The sequence below is a fragment of the Streptomyces sp. GLSS-08 genome (genome assembly GCF_056387915.1).
Genome location: NZ_JBWJAQ010000001.1, coordinates 76,158 through 94,557, shown reverse-complemented (window position 1 = coordinate 94,557; position 18,400 = coordinate 76,158). Strand labels below are relative to the sequence as shown.

The window sequence follows — 18,400 nt, the reverse complement described above, 5'->3', positions numbered from 1 at the left end:
GCCATGCAGTCCTTGTCCGCCCAGGAAACCGTCGACCGGACACCCGCACAGTCGCTTCCGCTGCGCGAGGTGATGGCCCGCTTCGCGACCGGTGTCATCGTCCTGAGTGTCGGCGGCGAGCACATCCACGGCATGACCGCCAACGCCTTCAGCTCGGTCTCCCTCGACCCGCCGACCGTGCTGTGCTGCGTCGCGCACGACGCCGTCATGCACCAGGCCATCCGATCCGCCCGGCACTTCGGTGTCTCGGTGCTGGGCGCGGACCAGGAGGCGCTGGCCCGCTACTTCGCCGACAAGAAGCGGCCGCTGGGGCCGGAGCAGTTCGCCGGTCTCGACTGGCGGCCGGGGCCCGTCACCGAGGCGCCGCTGCTGCACGGGGCCACGGCCTGGCTGGAATGTGAGCTGTCGGACTCCCACGACTCCGGCGACCACTCCATCTTCATCGGGCGGGTGGTCAACTCCATGCGCAGCGACGGCGGTTCGGGACTGCTCTTCTTCGACGGCGGTTTCCGTTCGATCGAGGCGGAGCAGTCATGAGCGAGGCGGGCGACGGGCCCGTCCACCCGGAGACCGTGGTGGGGCGCCTGTTCGTCGAGGCGCTCAACGCGGGGCTGGCCAGGGCGAGGGGAGGGCCGGGCGGGCCCGCCCGCACCACCGTCCCGGCGCCGGACCCCTGGCGGTCCGACGACGCGTTCGCGACCGCCGTGCTGGCCTCCTTCGACGCGGCGCTGACCGGAGTGCTCAGCTTCGCGGAGCGCCGGGACGTGGCGCTGCAGGTGGTGCTGCGGCGGCGTGGGCGGCAGGTTCTCGCCGAGGCGCTGGCCGCCGTCCGCCCCCCGGCACGTCACTCGCCGCCCTGGCCGAAGGCGCGGGACGAACTCGACCCGGCACACGAGACGCTGGTCCACACCGTGCTGCTGGAGAGCGCGGCGCTCACGGTGCTGGAGGCGCGGCGGTTCCCGGCGGGCACGGTGCGCCCCGCCGACCTGGTGCGGGCGCTGGGCGAGTCCCTGCGGACGGCGCGAGGCGGTTCGGCGCGGGCAGCCTGACGGGACGCGGCAGACGCCCCTGGCCGGTCGGTACGGAACCCTCCGCACCGACCGGCCCGGTCGCACCCGCCGACAACTCCCGGCCGCCGCGCCGCCGATGGGATGCGGTGGATCCCGGACGGTGTGCCGTCGAGCGGCCCCCGGACGCGGCGCATCCCGGCCGCCGAGCCGCCAAAAGGCTCCCGGGCACGGCGAGCCCGGCCGCCGCGGCCAAAGACTCGCTCCCCGGCTGTGGCGGGAGGACGTCGTCCCGGCGCCGGGGACGCGCGAAGCCGGCCGGTCCGCCATGGCCGGCCGGCTTCCCGTGCCGAGTTCCCGCGCACACCCCGCCGGGGCGGCGGTCAGCTCACGGGCGGTAGGAGGCGATCAGGCGGGACAGGTGGATGCCCGCCACTTCGAGTGGACGGCTGCTGCGGGAGACCTGCGCGGCCAGCTCGGCGCCTTCCAGCGTGCTGATCACCGTATGGGCGAGGTCCCGCGCGTCGCTCTCCCGGATCCCGGACTCCAGGAGCCGGTCGAAGACCACCCCGCGCCAGCGCGCGAAGGCGTCCGCGGCGGCCGACTGGATGTCCGGCATCCGGCCGATCGTCCCCAGGGCGGTGGTCGTGATGGGACAGCCGTCCATCCAGTCCGAGCTGCGCAGACTCTCGGACAGGTTCCGGGTCAGGACGATCACCGCCCGAGAGGGATCGGGGTCGCTGAAGAGCGCGGCCCGCAGTTCCTCCACGAACTCCTGGTCCCCGCGGCTGATGGCCGCGAGGGCCAGCTCCTGCTTCCCGCCGGGGAAGAAGTGATAGACAGATCCGAGCGTGGCCCGGGCCTCCTGCGAGATCTGCTTGATGCCCGTGCCGTCGTAGCCCTGTCGCTGCATGAGCCGCGAGGCCGCCCGGATGATGCGCTCGCGGGTCGCGGGCACCGGCTCCTGGGCGGCTGACGGTCGACCGGTGTCGTCCGATGGCTTCATCTTCACCCTGTTCATGGTACCAGTAGAGCGCTCTTTCCAGCCCGATGCTGCACGGGGAAGCCCACCGGCCGGCCGACGGGGGGACGTGCCGGCCGGTGGACCGCACGCCGTCCCGCGGGGGACGGCGGGTATCAGACGAGAGCGGCCGCCTGCCGCGCCGCGCGCAGGCCCGTCTCGATGGCGCCCTCGATGAAGGCCCCGTTCCAGCCGGAGGCGATGTCCGCGCCGGCGAAGACGACCCGGCCCTGGGGCTGCTGCAGCGCCGGGAGCTGGCGCAGCAGCTGGGTCGGGCGCCGCAGGCCCCACCCGCCGCGGGCGTAGCGGTCGGCACCCCACTGCTGCGCACGGTAGGAGACGATGGTGGCACCCGGTATGTACGCGCGCACCGCGGCCTGCACGGCCGCCTTGTCCGCCACGTTGAGGGAGGAACCGGCGAAGCCGATCATCAGCCGACCGCCGCCGGGAAGCTCCTTCTGGGGGATCATCAGCGGCAGGGCGGAGTTCTCGGTGCCCTGCGCGTAGACCGCGTCCACGCTTCCGCTCAGCTGCATCCAGATCTTGGTGGCCAGGGAGACCCCCACGCCCTCGGTCGTCGCGGCGGTGTGCGTGCTCGGCAGCCCCGGATTGAACTGGATGGTCTTCCACAGGTTCACGGGCGTCGTCACGACCACGGCGCCCGCCCTCAGGACGCGGCCGCTGGTCAGGGTCACCTCGACGCCGCCCGAGGTGCTGGTCACCGAGGCGACGGGAGAGGAGAGCTGGACGGTGATGCCAGGTGTGGCCAGCATCTTCTGCAGCAGCTGCGTCATGCCGCCCGCCGGCTTGAAGGCGGTCTGCTTCTCCCAGCCCTCCATCGTCCAGCCGCCCAGGGCCCACCACTGCGCCATCGACGTCATGGCGCGGCGGCTGTTCTCGTTTCCGGTGTAGGCCGTGAAGTAGCCGGCCAGCCACTGCTTGTCCAGGTCGGACATCGAGAGCTGGGCGATGCGGTCGGTGAAGGAGAGCTGGTCCAACTGCTGGAGCAGGTCCGCCCGGTACAGCGGGTTGTCGGGACGCGCGAAGTACTCCCGCGAGCCGTCGTAGAACTGCTCGAACAGTTCACCCAGCCGCGCGTTGGCGTCGACCGGGTTCAGCGACTGGAAGCCGTTGGAGGCAGGCATGATCGACTTGGTGGGTGCCACGTCGCCCACGTTGCTCAGGCCGTAACGCTGCATTTCGGCGGCGACCAGGTGGTGGTCCGGGCTCAGCCAGCCACCGCCCAGTTCGATCTGCTGGCCGGCCAGGGTGTCGGTCCATATGCGGCCGCCTATGCGGTTGCGTGCTTCCAGCACCGTCACCTTCAGTCCGGCGGCGGCCAGTTCGCGGGCCGCGGTGCCGCCCGCGTATCCCGCGCCGATCACGAGCACGTCGGGGAGCACCTCGTCCACGGCGTGGGCGGAGGAGCCGGTATACGGGATCGAGCCCAGTGCCCCGGCCAGCGCGGTGACTCCGGTCGCCTTGAGGAACAGGCGGCGTCCGGGCGTCGCGTCGGCGGTGTGCCGAGGTGTGGAAACAGGTCGTGAACTCATCGGCGAACCTTCTCTTTTTGCATGGATCGACCGGTTATGGAGGAGCGGAACAGAGTCCGTTTCGGCCAGGAAGAGCTAAGCGGATGAGTGGCGTGAATCGGTCACCGAGCGGTAATTGGAGGGTTTACCTCCGTCAAGACCGGGAACACGTCGCTCCCCATTCACCGTGAGCGCTGGGACATTGCCTGACAGACCCGGTGAAAGCGAAGCGGCCGACGCCCCGAGGGCGTCGGCCGCAGTCCGTGGATGTGAGGGGTCAGGGCGCGGGGAAGTGCCCCGCCCGCACGAAGTACCGCACGTAGGTGGCGAACAGCTCCTCGTCGATCTCCGGGCAGACGATGCCGCTGCCCGCCAGGGCGGCCTCGGTCTCCGAGGTGTCCATGGGCGGATAGAAGCGGTCGACGTCACCGGTCATCATCTCGAACGCGTGCAGCAGCGGCAGGATCGCGTTCCCGCGGTCGCCCTCCACCCGCCGGCGCCAGTCGTCCCCGTCCACCTCCTCCAGCGGGTAGCCGAGGGCCCGCAGCCGGCGGACGCATTCCCGCAGACTCACCGAACTCCGGTTGAACAGGTGGAAGGTGCCGCCCGCCGATTCCGGCCGGCGGGACACGCGCAGGATCGCCGCGCTCACGTAGTCGACCGGCAGCAAGTGGAACCGTCCGTCGACGCCCGCGGGCACCGAGCCCGCCTGGAGCAGGCCCTTGAGGCTCAGCCACACGAAGTCGTTCGTCTGGCAGGCACCGCTGACCTGGTCACCGGAGACGACGTCGACGCGGTAGACGGACACCGGCAGCCCTCGCTCCGCCGCCGCGGCCGTCAACTGCTCGGCGACCCACTTGCTCTGCAGATAGCCGCTGGGCAACCGCTCCGCCGGACCGGTCGGATCGGTGACCCGCAGCGGCCGCCCGTCCTCGGCCGCGTCGGCGAACACGCCGACGGTCGACACGTAGTGGACGGGCACGCTGCGGTGGCGCGCCGCCAGCCGGAGCACCTCCTCGGTGCCCCCTACGTTGGCCGCCCGCAACGTCTCGTAGGGGTGCAGCCAGTGCACCTGGGCGCCGTTGTGGTAGACGGCGTCGACGGTCGCGGCCAGCGAGTCGAAGACCTCCTCGGACAGGCCGAGCCGCGGCTGCGCCAGATCGCCCACCAGGACGGACAGGCGGTGCGGATCGATGTCGTCCCACACCCCGTAGCGCTCCAGGTTGCGCCGCAGCCGGTCCCGGGCGGCGGCCTCGTCGGCGCCTCGGACCAGGCAGTGCACCGTGGCCCGGGTGGTGCGCATCAGCTCACGCAGCAGGAACGCGCCGAGGAAGCCGCTGGCCCCGGTCAGCAGTACCCGCCGCGGGTCGCTCACGCACCGGACCACCTCCGGCGCCGGACGCACGTCGTCGGCGAGCACCGCCTCCGCCGCGAAGTCAGTGGCCTGCGCCGCGGAGGGGGTGTCGCTCCCGCCGTCCACCAGGGCACCGCACAGATAGGTGGCCAGCGCCGCCGGAGTCGGGTGGTCGAAGACCAGGGTGGCGGGCAGCCGGACACCGGCGAGTGTGCCGAGCCGGTTGCGCAGTTCCACCGCGGTGAGCGAGTCGAACCCCAGCTGCTGGAAGGAGCGGTCCGCGTCGACGCCCTCGGTGCCGGTGTGGCCGAGCACGGCGGCGACCTCCGCCTTGACGGCCTCGGTGACGGCGAGCAGTTGTTCCTCTCGCGGAAGGGCGGCCAGCCGCACCGCGAGCGGTTCGGCGGCCTCCGTGTCGCGGGCGGCCGGGCGGTGGGTGGTGCGCACCAGTTCGCGGAACAGGTGGGGGACCGGCGTGTGGTCCCGTACGGCGGTCAGGTCCAGCGGCGAGGCCACCAGGGTCGGCCGGCCGAGGCCGAGGGCGAGGTCGAAGACGGCCGGGCCCGACGTGTCGTCCACCGGGCGGAAGCCGCCGCGGGCGATGCGCCGCAGGTCCGTCTCGCTCAGGTCGCCGGACATCCCGCTCTCCTGCGCCCACAGGCCCCAGGCCAGGGAGGTGGCGGGCAGCCCGCGGGCGGCGCGCAGTTCGGCCAGGCCGTCGAGGAAGGAGTTGGCCGCCGCGTAGGTGCTCTGACCGGGGCCGCCCACGATGCCCGCGACCGAGGAGAACAGCACGAAGGCGGAGAGGTCGGCGGCGGCGGTCAGCTCGTGCAGGTGCCAGGCCGCGTCGGCCTTCGGCCGCAGGACGTCCGTCAGCCGCCGCGGGGTCTGGGCTCCGATCATCCCGTCGTCCCGGACACCGGCCAGATGGATCACACCGGTCAGCGGGTTCTCGCTCGGTATGCCGGCGAGCAGCGCGGCCAGCTCGGCGCGGTCGGTCACGTCGCAGGCGGCGATCGTGACCTGCGCCCCGAGCTCCTTGAGTTCGGCCGCCAACTCGCCCGCTCCAGCGGCCTGTTCGCCGCTCCGGCTGACCAGCAGCAGTTGCTGCACGCCGTGCCGGCGCACCAGGTGCCTGGCGAACAGCGCGCCCAGGGCTCCCGTGCCGCCGGTGATCAGCACCGTGCCGTCGGGGCGGAATCGTGGCGCGTCGTCGGCGCCCCGCACCGGTACGGGCAGCAGCCGGGGCCGGTGGACCCGTCCCGCCCGCACCGCGGCCTGCGGCTCACCGGAGGCCCACACCGCCTCCAGCGCCGCTGCCATGCCCGCGGCCTCCTCGCCGGTGTCCACCGGGTCGGCGGTGTCCACCAGGACGAGCCGGCCCGGTGCCTCCGACTGCGCCGACCGCAGCAGACCCCAGACCGCGGCGGCGCCGGGATCGCACGCCTCCTCGGGGCGGACCCGGATCGCGTCGCGCGTCACGACGACCAGCGGGGTGTCCGAGAGCCGCTCCTCGGCGAGATACCGCCGCACCTCCTCCAGCGTCTCGCCGGCCGCACGGTGCACCGCCGCCATGCCCTCGGCGGCGGCGCTCGGAGGCCGGTGCACGTACACCAGGGCGTCCACGGGTGTCTGCGCGAGGGCGGCCGCCGCCCGCTCCGCGTCGGCGAACCGGACTCCAGGGACCCCGGCGGGCGCCGCTCCGAGCAGTCCCCACCGCACCGGTCCCGTAGACGGCGCACCGCTCAGGGCGCTCCAGTCGACCCGGTAGAGGCTGTCGGCGGGGCGGGCCGCCGCCAGGGCGATCTCGCCTGCCTCCAACGGACGCGTCGCGACGGAGCCGACCGAGGCGACGGGCAGCCCCGCCCGATCGGTCAGCGCCAGCGACGTCACACGGTCGCCCTCGAGGGTCATCCGCACCCGTACGGCGGCTGCTCCGCGGGCCGTCAAGCGTACCTGCCGCCACCGGGTCACAGCGCGGGGCGCGGTGTCCTGCCCGCCGCACGTGACGGCGCGCCCGGCGTGGACGGCGGCGTCGAGCAGCGCCGGGTGCAGGACGTACCCATCGGCCTGCGCCGCGGCGTCCGCGGGCAGGGCGAGCTCGGCGAACACCTCATCGGCACGCCGCCACACCGCGCTCACACCGCGGAACACCGGCCCGTACCAGGCACCGCCTGCTGCCAGGAGCGCCGCCACGTCAAAGGGGCCGACGGGTTCCGCTCCGGCCGGGGGCCACTCGGCCGCAGCGGCGGCCCGCTCCTGCGGTCCGACGCGCAGGAGGCCGCGGGCGTACCGCGTCCAGGGCACCTCGGTGCCGTCGGGCCGGGCGTGCACCGTGATGTCACGGCCCTCGGGCCGCTCGGCGCCCACCCGGACCTGGACCTGCATCCCGGCACCGTCCGGGAGGACCAGGACGGGTTCGGTCTCCAGGTCCTCCAGGACGGTGCAGCCCACCTCGTCGCCGGCCCGGACCGCGAGTTCCACGAGCACCGCCGACGGCACCACCACCCTGCCGTCCACGGTGTGCTCCACCGGCCACGGCCGCGTGTGCGGGGACAGGCGCCCCGTGAGCAGGACCTCGTCGGAGCCGGCCGGTCGCACGGCGGCACCGAGGAGCGGATGTCCCGCGGGGTCGAGACCCAGACCTGCCGGGTCCGGCCCGCCCTGGGCCTGCGGCGACACCCAGTAGCGTTCACGGTCGAAGGCGTACGTCGGCAGCGCCACGCGGCGCCCGCCGGTGCCGGCGAAGAACGCCGGCCAGTCCACGGCCACACCACGGTTGTGCAGCCGGGCCAGGCACGTGGTCAGGGTGTCCGCCTCGCCGTGCCCCTGGCGCAGCGGGGCCAGCGCGGTCAGGGTGTCGTCGCTCTGCGCGGCCAGCGGGGCCAGCACCGCGTCCGGGCCCACTTCGAGCAGGGTGGTGGCCCCCTCGGCCCGCAGCGCGCGCACCGCGTCGGCGTAGCGGACCGTGCCGCGCAGCTGCGCGGCCCAGTAGCCGGGGCTCGTCAGGTCGTCGCCGCGGGCCGGCTCGCCGGTGAGGGTGGACACCACCGGGATGCGCGGCGCGTGGTACGTCGCGCCGGCGGCGGCCTGCCGGAAGGCGTCCAGGACGCCGTCCATGTGGGGCGAGTGGAAGGCGTGGCTGACGTTCAGGACGCGGGTGCGCCGGTCGCGTGAGGCGAGGACCGCCCGCACCTCCTCGGCCGCGTCGGCGTCGCCGGCGATCACGACGGCCCCCGGTCCGTTGACCGCCGCCACCGCGAGCCCGTCGCGGCCGGCGAGGAGTTCGGCGACTTCCGGCTCCTCCGCCTGGACCGCCACCATGACCCCGCCGGAGGGAGCGGACTGCATCAGCCGGGCCCGGGCCGCCACCAGCGCCGCCGCGTCCGCCAGGTCGAGGACACCGGCCGCGTGGGCCGCGGCCAGTTCGCCGACCGAGTGCCCGGCCACCAGGTCGGGCCGGATTCCGAAGGACTCCAGCAGCCGGAACAGGGCCACTTCCACCGCGAACAGGGCGGGCTGGGCGTTCACCGTCTCGCTCAGCCCGCGGCCGGTGCGGATCACCTCGGCCACCGGCTCGCCGAGGTGCCGGTCCAGGGCGGCGGCCACCTCGTCGAACGCGGACGCGAACACGGGGAAGGTGTCGTACAACTCCCGCCCCATGCGCACCCGTTGCGCCCCCTGGCCGGTGAACACGAAGGCGAGCCGGCCGTGCCCCCTGGTGTCGCGCAGGACCCGCGGATCCAGATCCCCGGAGGCCAGCGCGGTCAGACCCGCCACCAGGTCCTCGTGTCCGGCGCCGACGACGGCGGCGCGGTGGTCGTGGGCCGTGCGGGTGGTGGCGAGCGAGTGGGCGAGGTCGAGGTCGCGGGCCGGGTGGGTGTCGAGGTGGCTGAGCAGGCGGCCGGCCTGGGCGCGCAGGGCGCTCTCGGTCCTCGCGGACAGCAGCCACGGCAGGACGGGACGCGGGCTCGCACCGGCGCCGTCGTCGCCCGCGGCCGGGGGAGTGGTCTTCCGTACGGGCGCCTGCTCCAGGACGACGTGCGCGTTCGTCCCGCTCACCCCGAACGCGGACACGGCGGCCCGGCGGGGTTGTCCGGTGTCGGGCCAGTCGCGTTCCTCGGTCAGGAGGCGGATCGTGCCGGAACTCCAGTCCACCAGCGGGGTCGGCTCGTCGACGTGCAGGGTGCGGGGGAGCACCCCGTGCCGCATGGCCTCCACCATCTTGATCACCCCGCCCACCCCGGCGGCGGCGACCGTGTGCCCGATGTTGGACTTGAGGGAGCCGAGGTGGAGGGGGCGGTCGGCGGGGCGGTCGCGGCCGTAGGTGTTGAGGAGGGCCTGGGCTTCGATGGGGTCGCCGAGGCGGGTTCCGGTGCCGTGGGCTTCGACGGCGTCGATGTCGGCGGGGTGGAGTCCGGCGTCGGTGAGGGCCTGGTGGATGACGCGTTCCTGGGCGGGGCCGTTGGGTGCGGTCAGGCCGTTGCTCGCGCCGTCCTGGTTGACGGCGGAGCCGCGCAGGACGGCGAGGACGGGGTGTCCGTTGCGCTGGGCGTCGGAGAGGCGTTCGAGGAGGAGCAGGCCCACGCCCTCGGCCCAGGAGGTGCCGTCGGCACTGGCGGCGAAGGACTTGATCCGCCCGTCGGGCGCCAGCCCCCGCAGCCGCGAGAAGTCGACGAATCCGCTCGGGGTGGCGGTGATCGTGACCCCGCCGGCCAGCGCCAGCGTGCACTCGCCGGCGCGCAGGGAGCGGGCCGCCAGGTGCATCGCCACCAGGGAGGAGGAGCAGGCGGTGTCGACCGAGACGGCCGGGCCCTCGAACCCGAAGGTGTAGGACACCCGCCCCGACGCGACGCTGGAGAGCTTGCCCGTGAGCAGATGGCCCTCCAGTTCCTGCGGCCCCTCCAGCCCCAGATAGCTCTGTTCGATCACGCCGGCGAACACACCGGTGGCGCTGCCCCTGAGGGTCGCCGGGTCGATGCCCGCGTCCTCCAGCGCCTCCCAGGCCGTCTCCAGCAGGACTCGTTGCTGGGGGTCCATCGCCTGGGCCTCGCGAGGGGAGATGCCGAAGAAGGACGCGTCGAACAGGGCGGCGTCGTGCAGGAATCCCGCCTCCCTCGTGTACGCGGTGCCCGGCCGGTCGGGATCGGGGTCGTAGAGGCGGTCCAGGTCCCACCCCCGGTCGGTGGGGAACGGCGAGATGCCGTCGGCACCGTCGGCGACCAGTCGCCACAGGTCGGCGGGGGAGGCGACGCCGCCGGGGAAGCGGCAGGCCATGCCGACGATCGCGACGGGTTCACCCGCGCCGCTCTCCAGCTCGGTGATGCGCTGCTGGGCCTTGTGCAGGTCGGCGGTGACCCACCTGAGATAGTCAACCAGCTTCTCTTCGTTGGTCTCTTGAGACATGCGTGATCGATTCTCCTCGGCGTGCGGACGTGGGGGCGGGCTCAGGACACGGTCAGTCGGCGGACCGGCCGAGTCGGGAGTCGATGAAGGAGAAGAGTTCGTCGACCGAGGCGGATCCGATCGCCGCGGGGGCGTCCGGCCGGGCGGGCGCACCGTCTGCCGGGGTGTCCGTGTGCCGGGTTCCGGAGGCGTGCAGGGTGGCGGCCAACGCCCTTAGCCGCTCGGCGACTTCCGCGCGTCGCGGCGCTTCCTTCGGCGGTGTCGCCAGCAGGGTCTCCAGCCGGTCGAGCCCGGCCTTGACCGCCTCGTTGGTGTCGTCGGGCGCGGGCTCCAGCCGCTCCCACAGCAGGGCGGCGAGCGCGGCCGGAGTGGGGTGGTCGAAGACGGCGGTGGCGGGGAGCGCCGTCCCGGCCGCGGCGCCGAGCCGGTTGCGCAGCTCGACCGCGGTCACCGAGTCGAAGCCCAGCTCCTGGAACGGCCGGTCCGGGGCGATGGCCTCCGTGGACGCGTGTCCGAGAACCGTGGCCACCTCGATGCGGACCAGCTCCAGGGTCCGGCGTTCACGCTCCGCCGGCGGCAGTGCCGCCAGTGTCCGGCCCAGCGGAGCGCCGGCCTCCGACGCGGACCCCGCCCGCGGCCGGACCGGCGGCACAGGGGCGCTCCCCGCTGCGCGCGGGGCCTGGAACTCCTCGGCCGGCACCTCGCGGAAGCCGACCGCGCCTGCTGTGGCCACGGGCCGCCCCGCGGGATCGGTGAGCCGCAGGGACACGGTGTCCGCGTCCCGCCCGGTGACCTCGGCGTGGACGACGGTGGCGCCGACGGCGTGCAGCCGCACGTCCCGCCAGTTCACCGGTACGGGCACGTGGTCGGGGGCGGCGCGGTGCGGCAGCGACCGCAGGGCCGCGTCGATCAGGTGCGGGTGGATGCCGTACCGCTCGGCCTCCCCGGCCAGTTCGTCGGGGAGCCGGATCTGTGCCCCGCCGGGCGAGCCCGGCGCGGCGCCGCCCGCCGGATCGGTGGCGGGCCCGGCCGGCAGGAGGAATCCGTCGGCGTGCAGGGTCCACGGCGCGTCGTCCGGTACGGCGTGCGGCGCGGCCGCCGGCCGCGCGTGCACCGTCAGGGTGCGCCTGCCGTCGTCCTCCGGCCGGCCGACGCGGACCTGGATCTCCACCGCGGCCTCGGCCGGCAGCACCAACGGGGCCCGCAGGTGCAGTTCGCCGATGCCGGCGCAGCCCGTCTCGTCGGCGGCGCGCAGCGCGCACTCGACCAGCGCGGAGGCGGCGACGACATCGGTGCCGAACACACCGTGCCGCAGGGGCGGCGGCGTCGTGTGCGCCGAGACCCGCCGGGTGAACAGCACTTCGCCGAGCCCGGCGACGGTGGTCGCCCGTCCCAGCAGCGGATGCCCCGTGTCGGTTCCGGCCGACGTGTCGGTGCCACCGGTCACCGGTTCGAGCCAGTGCCGCTCGTTGTCGAAGGCGTACGTCGGCAGCTCCACCGTGCGCGCGCCGGTGCCGTCGAACAGCGCGGCCCAGTCGACGGCGGTACCGCGGACGAACGCCTCGCCGAGGGCGGCCATCAGGGTCGGGGCCTCCGGCCGGTCCCGGCGCAGGGAGGCGATCGCGGCCCTGCCCTCGGGCGCGCGCAGACAGGCGGCGGCCAGCGCGGCGCAGACGTTGTCCGGACCCACCTCGAGGAAGGTGGTGACGCCCGCGGACTCCAGGGTGCGCACCGCGTCCAGGAAGCGGACGGGCCGGCGGATCTGCTCGGCCCAGTACTCGGGCGACGACCACTGCCCCGGGCCGACGGCTTCACCGGTGACCGTGGAGACGGCCGCGATCCCCGGCTCGCGGTAGGTCAGCCGGGCGGCGATCCGGCGGAACTCGTCCAGGACGCCGTCCATGTGCGGGGAGTGGAAGGCGTGGCTGACCGTCAGCCGTGCGGTGCGGTGACCGGCCTCCCGCAGCCGCCGCGCCACCTCCTCGGCTGCATCGGCGTCACCGGCAAGGACCACGGCACGCGGCCCGTTGACGGCGGCGACGGCCAGGTGGTGGGCGTGCCCGTCGAGGAGGGCGGCGGCCTCGTCCTCGGATGCCTCTACGGCGATCATCGCGCCGCCCGCGGGGGCGCTCTGCATGAGCCGGCCCCGGGCGGCCACGAGCGTGGCGGCGTCGGCGAGATCGAGGACCCCCGCGGCGTGGGCGGCGGCGAGTTCCCCGATGGAGTGGCCGGCCACGAGGTCGGGCGCCATTCCGAACGACTCCAGGAGCCGGTACAGGGCGACCTCGACGGCGAACAGCGCGGGCTGGGTGAGCGCCGTCTCGTCGAGCCGGTGCCCCGTGCGCAGCGTGTCCCCGAGGGGCTGGTCCAGGTGCGGTTCGAGCGCGGCCGCCGCGGCGTCGAAGGCGCGGGCGTAGGCGGGGAACGTCTCGTACAGTTCCCGGCCCATGCCCGGGCGTTGCGCGCCCTGGCCGGTGAAGAGCCAGGCGGTCTTGCCGACGACGGCTTCCCCCCGGGCCACACCGGGCGCGGTGCGGCCCTCCGCCAGGGCTCGCACGCCCGCGACCAGTCCGTCGCGGTCCGCGGCCGACACGACGGCGCGGTGCCGGAAGACGGTGCGGGTGGTGGCGAGCGAGTGGGCGAGGTCGAGGTCGCGGGCCGGGTGGGTGTCGAGGTGGCTGAGCAGGCGGCCGGCCTGGGCGCGCAGGGCGCTCTCGGTCTTCGCGGACAGCAGCAAGGGCAGGACGGGGGGTGCCGGTGCCGGTGCCGGTGCCGAGACCGTGGCCGGGGTCCGCTCGGTGGTGCCGGCGGGGGTTTCGGAAGCCTGATCCGTGTCGCTCACGCCCTCGGGGACGGGCGCCTGCTCCAGGACGACGTGGGCGTTGGTGCCGCCGAAGCCGAAGGAGGACACGGCGGCCCGGCGGGGGTGTCCGGTGTCGGGCCAGTCGCGTTCCTCGGTCAGGAGCCGGATCGTGCCGGAACTCCAGTCCACCAGCGGGGTCGGCTCGTCGACGTGCAGGGTGCGGGGGAGCACCCCGTGCCGCATGGCCTCCACCATCTTGATCACCCCACCCACCCCCGAAGCGGCCTGGGCGTGGCCGATGTTGGACTTGAGGGAGCCGAGGTGGAGGGGGCGGTCGGCGGGGCGGTCGCGGCCGTAGGTGTTGAGGAGGGCCTGGGCTTCGATGGGGTCGCCGAGGCGGGTTCCGGTGCCGTGGGCTTCGACGGCGTCGATGTCGGCGGGGTGGAGTCCGGCGTCGGTGAGGGCCTGGTGGATGACGCGTTCCTGGGCGGGGCCGTTGGGTGCGGTCAGGCCGTTGCTCGCGCCGTCCTGGTTGACGGCGGAGCCGCGCAGGACGGCGAGGACGGGGTGTCCGTTGCGCTGGGCGTCGGAGAGGCGTTCGAGGAGGAGCAGGCCCACGCCCTCGGCCCAGGAGGTGCCGTCGGCACTGGCGGCGAAGGACTTGATCCGCCCGTCGGGCGCCAGCCCCCGCAGCCGCGAGAACTCGGTGAACGCCACAGGGGTCGCCATCACGGTCGCCCCGCCGGCCAGCGCCAGGGTGCACTCGCCGGCGCGCAGGGAGCGGGCCGCCAGGTGCATCGCCACCAGGGAGGAGGAGCAGGCGGTGTCGACCGAGACGGCCGGGCCCTCGAACCCGAAGGTGTAGGCCAACCGCCCCGACGCGATGCTGCCCGCGCTCCCGCTGAACAGGTAGCCCTCGGTGTGGCGCGCCGGAAGGCCGGGCCGGGAGCCGTAGTCGTTGTACATGACCCCGGTGAACACGGCGGTGCGGCTGCCGTGCAGGTTTCCGGGGGCGATGCCGGCCCGCTCCAGCGCCTCCCAGGTGGCCTGCAGCAGCAGGCGCTGCTGCGGATCGGTGGTCAGCGCCTCGCGGGGTGACATGTCGAAGAAGGCCGGGTCGAAGCGGTCGGCGTCGTGCAGGAATCCGCCCTCCCTGCTGTAACTGCTCCCCTCCCGCTCAGGATCCGGGTGGTAGAGCGCCTCGACGTCCCAGCCCCGGTTGTCCGGGAACGGCGTCACGGCGTCGACGCCGTCGCTCACCAGGCGCCACAGGTCGGCCGGAGAGGTGACACCGCCCGGAAAGCGGCACGCCATCGAGACGATCGCGATCGGCTCCCGCTGCCTGTCCTCCACCTCGCGCAGCCGCTCGCGCGCTTCGCGCGCCTCCACAATGGCCCGCTTGAGGTAGTCGCGAAGTCGTTCCTCGCCCGCCATGGTGCTCAGCTCCCCGAAGTGAAGTATGTGGTGCGACGCCCGCGGGCAGCCGGGACCGGCCTTTCCCGCCCTTTCCCGGGTGGCTCCGCCTATGCCGGCCGATCCCGTCGCCCGCCTCGAACCCGCCGCACCGGGAATCCCTGCCGCGGTCCGCGTATTGCGTTTTCGCAGGACCCGCCCACCGATGCTAATGAGGGTCCGATCACGGCCCGGTAATCAAGGGACCGACCGAGGCAGGCAACCGTCGATTACCTGGCAGTGGGCGCCCGGTTGTCAGCCGCTCGTTACTCTCTCGGCGGGAGCTGCGGAATAGACGATGCCCGGTCACCGAGTGATAAGGAAAAAGCAGACATGGCGCAACTCACCCACGATGTCGAAAAGCACACCGCTCTCTACGTCGAGGCATTCAATGCCGGTGATGTGGAAGCGGTCAATTCCATGTACACCGACGAAGCCGTCGCCGTCTGGGAACCGGGCAAACCGCTGACCGGAGAGGCCCGTATCGAGTCCGTCCGCGACTTCCTCTCCCGCCGGCCGCGGATGACGGCGGTGCCGAGGCAGTCGTTCGTCACGGACGACACCGCTCTGCTGGTCGTCGACTGGACCATCGACACCACCGACGACGACGGCAACCCGGAGCACCTCCAGGGCGTCGGCCTCGACGTCCTGCGCCGCGGTTCGGACGGCAACTGGCGCTACGCCATCGACGATCCGTACGGCGAGAACTGAGCCGCACCACCCGGCACCATCGACCAGTCAAGGCAATCGGAGGGTTCTCCAGCCATGGGTTTCACCGTCGACATCGATTTCGACAAGCCGGACCTCACGGACGACACCGACACACAGAACGAGATATTCCTGCAGGTGTTCAACTCCGGTGACGGCGACCTTTTCGACAAGCTGTACCGCCCGGACTCCATCTCCAACTTCTCCGGACAGCCGCTCACCGGCGCGGCCCGACGCCAGTTCTTCAAGGAGTTCCTCGCTTCCAAGCCGAGTCTGCAGGCGGAGGTCACCCACTCCTGGGTGGCCGGTGACGTCGCGCTGATCGGTGTGCGCTTCACGATCGACGGCACGGACCAGGACGGCAAGCCGATGCACCTCGAGGGCAGTTGCACGGACGTGCTGCGCAGGGGTGAGGACGGCCGGTGGCTGATGGCCATCGACCGGCCGGTCGCGGGAAGCCTGCTGCCCGAGTAACGCGGCCGCGCGCGCCGCTCCCCGAGCACGCCCCCGGGCCGGCACCCCCCTCCGGCCCGGGGGCGTCGGCCTGCCCGCCCGCCGGCCGGCTCGGCGCGCCGGTCCGGTGGGCGGCCTGTTGCCGTCGAGTGAGCGGCCGGTTCCGGCCCGCACCTACCTTGAAAGCGCCGCGAACGGGCGAGGTTGTGCCCGCGCAGACTCAAAGAAAACTACTTCGGAGGTCCTGATGACCGGGCTCGGCACGGAAGCGCAGAACGTTCTGGACGCGGTGCGGGACGTGGTGCCCACTCTTCGTCGCAATGCCGCGGAAACCGAGAAGCGGCGTTTCGTCGTCGACGAGAACATCGAATTGCTGGAGAAAGCAGGCGTTTTCCGCACCGCGGTTCCCGAGCGATTCGGCGGAATCGACCTCACGGTCGCCGAGCAGGCGGAGATCCTGACCGCGATCTCCGAGGGCTGCGCCTCGACGGGCTGGGTGGCCATGGTGTGGATCTCCAGCGCCTGGATCGTCAGCCTCTACCCCGACCGCGCCCAGGAGGAGGTCTTCTCGGGCGGCTCGGTGCGGGTGTCCGGCGGCTTCACCCCCTCCGGCACCCTCACCCCGGTCGAGGGGGGCTACCGGCTCAACGGCAGCTGGCGGTTCAACACCGGTGTGCCCGGGGCGCAGTGGAACATCCACGCCGCGCTGGTCGAGCACCCCGACGGCCGGGAGGAGGAACTCTTCGCCCTGGTCCCGGCCGAGGACATCTCCGTCGCCGACGACTGGGACGTGTTCGGCGCCGCGGGCACCGGCAGCGCCACCTCCACGGTGAAGGACGCGTTCGTCCCGGCGCACCGGGTGGTCGACGCCTCGGTCTACGACGCCTCCACCGGCGACCGCTGGAACGCGGACGTCAAGGGCCGCAACTACAGCCTGATGAGCTACGTCGTGGCCACCTGCGCCCCCGTGTACCTGGGCATCGCGCGCTCCGCCCTCGACCTGTTCTCCGCGCGGGTGGCCGGCAAGCCCATCACGTACACGAACTGGAGCGACCAGCGCGAACACCCGTACACCCAGATCACCGTGGGGCGTGCGGCGAACCGGATCGCCGCCTGCGAGGCGCTGTCCCGCGACTGGCTGCGGGTCATCCAGGAACGGGCCGACCGTGGCGAGAAGATGACCACCGAGGAGAAGGCGACGGTCCGCGGCCAGGTCGGCTACGTGGTGGAGGCCACCAAGGAAGCCGTGGACATGCTCTACAACATCAGCTCCGCGTCCACCATCGCGCACAGCAATCCTCTTCAGCGGGCGTTCCGCGACATCGCCGCCCTGTCCCTGCACGGTCTGCTGACACCCCCCGGCTCCCTGGAGGCGCACGGCCGTGTGCTCCTCGGGCTGGAGCCCGGAACCGACTACATCTGACCGCCCCCGGAGGCCGACATGGGCACCACCGCACAGACAGCCGTGCTGTTCGACTCCGCTTACTACCGCGACCCGTACTCGGTGTACGACTGGCTGCGGGTGAACGACCCCGTCCACCGCTTCCGCTTCCCCGTCGGGAACGTGCCGATGGTGTTCCTGTCCCGCTACGACGACGTCAAGGCCCTGCTGAGCGACCAGCGCTTCAGCAACGACGGGGAGGCGTGGGGCAGTGAGGAGTTCCGTCGCTCCGGCATGATCTTCGGTGCCGGCACCCTGATCGGGCGCATCCTCACCGTGCTCGATCCGCCGGACCACACCCGGGTGCGGCGGCTGGCCATGGGCGCGTTCACCCCGCGCCGCGTGGCCGCCTGGAAGGAGCCGGTGGACCGGATCGTCGCGGAGTCCCTGACGCGCCTGGAGAAGTCGGACGCGCCTGATGTCATGGACTTCGCCAGCAGGATCCCCGCCGACGTGACGGGCGAGATCCTGGGGTTCCCGCTGGACCGCTTCGCCGAGATGCTCGACGCCATCGAGCGCGCCTTCCACGCGGACCCCGACAACCCCGACCACGAGGCGGTGACGGCCGCTGCCTTCCAGGAGCTCGTGGACTACGGCCGTGAGCTCATCGTCGAGAAGCGCCGCAGTCCGGGCGACGACCTCACCTCCCACTTCGTCCAGGCCAGGGACGGGGAGGACCGGCTGACGGAGGACGAGCTCGTCTCGCTCGTCGCCGTGATGATCATGGCGGGGATCGACACCACCCGGAACCTGATCGGCTCGGCGGTCCTCGCGCTGCTGGACCACCCCGACCAGCTGCGGCTGCTGCGGGAGCACCCCGAGCACACGCCGACCGCCGTCGAGGAGTTCCTGCGCTACGACGGGGCCTTCTGCGTCGGCCTGTTCCGGCTGGCGAAGGAGGACCTGGAGATAGGAGGCGTGCCGGTGTCCGCCGGGACGCCCGTCGTGGCCGGCCTGCAGTCCGCCAACCACGACCCGGAGAAGTACACCGATCCGCGACGGCTGGACATCACGCGCACCGGCGAGCGGCACCTCGCCCTGGGGCACGGGCTGCACAACTGCATGGGGGCGGCACTGGCCCGCATGGAGACGGGTGTCGCGGTCCCCGCGCTGCTCGACAGGTTCCCGCGCCTGCGCCTGGCGGTCCCGCGGGAGCAGATCCACTTCGAGGAGAACTGGCTGCTGCGCAGTCTGCCGACGCTGCCGGTCGAGCTGTGAGCGGG

Annotated in this window: 9 protein-coding genes and 1 pseudogene; 6 read left to right on the top strand and 4 right to left on the bottom strand. The window is 73.2% G+C overall.

The window, feature by feature from the left end; genetic code table 11:
* Positions 1-3 precede the first annotated feature (3 nt).
* Together AC0ZLC_RS00380 and AC0ZLC_RS00375 are read left to right on the top strand one after the other, a co-directional pair.
* Entirely contained in the window at positions 4-537 is a 534-nt protein-coding gene (locus AC0ZLC_RS00380; protein WP_476749791.1) for a flavin reductase family protein, read from the top strand.
* Complete coding sequence (locus AC0ZLC_RS00375; protein ID WP_476749790.1) at positions 534-1,049, top strand: hypothetical protein; 516 nt, start codon at positions 534-536, stop codon at positions 1,047-1,049. Before AC0ZLC_RS00380 ends, AC0ZLC_RS00375 begins: the two co-directional genes overlap by 4 nt.
* Positions 1,050-1,395: 346 nt before the next feature.
* On the opposite strand, the gene AC0ZLC_RS00370 is transcribed toward AC0ZLC_RS00375, so the two are convergent.
* The 4 genes and pseudogenes from AC0ZLC_RS00370 to AC0ZLC_RS00355 all read right to left on the bottom strand — a co-directional run.
* The gene (locus AC0ZLC_RS00370) at positions 1,396-2,013 is read right to left on the bottom strand and encodes a TetR/AcrR family transcriptional regulator (protein WP_476750200.1); all 618 of its coding nucleotides are present in this window, start codon (positions 2,011-2,013) and stop codon (positions 1,396-1,398) included.
* Between the two features lie 131 nt (positions 2,014-2,144).
* Positions 2,145-3,581, bottom strand: a complete 1,437-nt coding sequence (locus tag AC0ZLC_RS00365) for a flavin monoamine oxidase family protein (RefSeq protein ID WP_476749789.1) — start codon at positions 3,579-3,581, stop codon at positions 2,145-2,147.
* A gap of 256 nt (positions 3,582-3,837) precedes the next feature.
* Positions 3,838-10,320: a thioester reductase domain-containing protein gene (locus AC0ZLC_RS00360; protein WP_476749788.1), complete on the bottom strand. Its 6,483-nt coding sequence runs from the start codon at positions 10,318-10,320 to the stop codon at positions 3,838-3,840.
* 52 nt (positions 10,321-10,372) lie between these two features.
* A pseudogene (locus AC0ZLC_RS00355) lies at positions 10,373-14,548 on the bottom strand (type I polyketide synthase); the annotation flags it as partial.
* Positions 14,549-14,908: 360 nt separating this feature from the next.
* On the opposite strand from AC0ZLC_RS00355, the gene AC0ZLC_RS00350 reads away from it, so the two are divergent.
* From AC0ZLC_RS00350 to AC0ZLC_RS00335, 4 genes are all read left to right on the top strand, one after another.
* Positions 14,909-15,286 carry a YybH family protein gene (locus AC0ZLC_RS00350; RefSeq protein WP_476749787.1) on the top strand — a complete coding sequence of 126 codons (378 nt, stop codon included), beginning with the start codon at positions 14,909-14,911 and terminating at the stop codon, positions 15,284-15,286.
* Positions 15,287-15,340: 54 nt separating this feature from the next.
* Positions 15,341-15,757, top strand: coding sequence for a YybH family protein (locus AC0ZLC_RS00345; RefSeq protein WP_476749786.1), 417 nt, complete (start codon positions 15,341-15,343; stop codon positions 15,755-15,757).
* Positions 15,758-15,983: 226 nt separating this feature from the next.
* Positions 15,984-17,159, top strand: coding sequence for an acyl-CoA dehydrogenase family protein (locus tag AC0ZLC_RS00340; protein WP_476749785.1), 1,176 nt, complete (start codon positions 15,984-15,986; stop codon positions 17,157-17,159).
* A gap of 18 nt (positions 17,160-17,177) precedes the next feature.
* Positions 17,178-18,395, top strand: coding sequence for a cytochrome P450 family protein (locus AC0ZLC_RS00335; RefSeq protein WP_476749784.1), 1,218 nt, complete (start codon positions 17,178-17,180; stop codon positions 18,393-18,395).
* Positions 18,396-18,400: the final 5 nt, after the last annotated feature.

Bases quoted from the DNA above. Each gene is read 5' to 3' on its own strand.
- AC0ZLC_RS00375 (WP_476749790.1), top strand. From the start codon at position 534: ATGAGCGAGGCGGGCGACGGGCCCGTCCACCCGGAGACCGTGGTGGGG.
- AC0ZLC_RS00370 (WP_476750200.1), bottom strand. From the start codon at position 2,013: ATGAAGCCATCGGACGACACCGGTCGACCGTCAGCCGCCCAGGAGCCG.
- AC0ZLC_RS00340 (WP_476749785.1), top strand. From the start codon at position 15,984: ATGACCGGGCTCGGCACGGAAGCGCAGAACGTTCTGGACGCGGTGCGG.
- AC0ZLC_RS00350 (WP_476749787.1), top strand. From the start codon at position 14,909: ATGGCGCAACTCACCCACGATGTCGAAAAGCACACCGCTCTCTACGTC.
- AC0ZLC_RS00360 (WP_476749788.1), bottom strand. From the start codon at position 10,320: ATGTCTCAAGAGACCAACGAAGAGAAGCTGGTTGACTATCTCAGGTGG.
- AC0ZLC_RS00345 (WP_476749786.1), top strand. From the start codon at position 15,341: ATGGGTTTCACCGTCGACATCGATTTCGACAAGCCGGACCTCACGGAC.
- AC0ZLC_RS00380 (WP_476749791.1), top strand. From the start codon at position 4: ATGCAGTCCTTGTCCGCCCAGGAAACCGTCGACCGGACACCCGCACAG.
- AC0ZLC_RS00365 (WP_476749789.1), bottom strand. From the start codon at position 3,581: ATGAGTTCACGACCTGTTTCCACACCTCGGCACACCGCCGACGCGACG.
- AC0ZLC_RS00335 (WP_476749784.1), top strand. From the start codon at position 17,178: ATGGGCACCACCGCACAGACAGCCGTGCTGTTCGACTCCGCTTACTAC.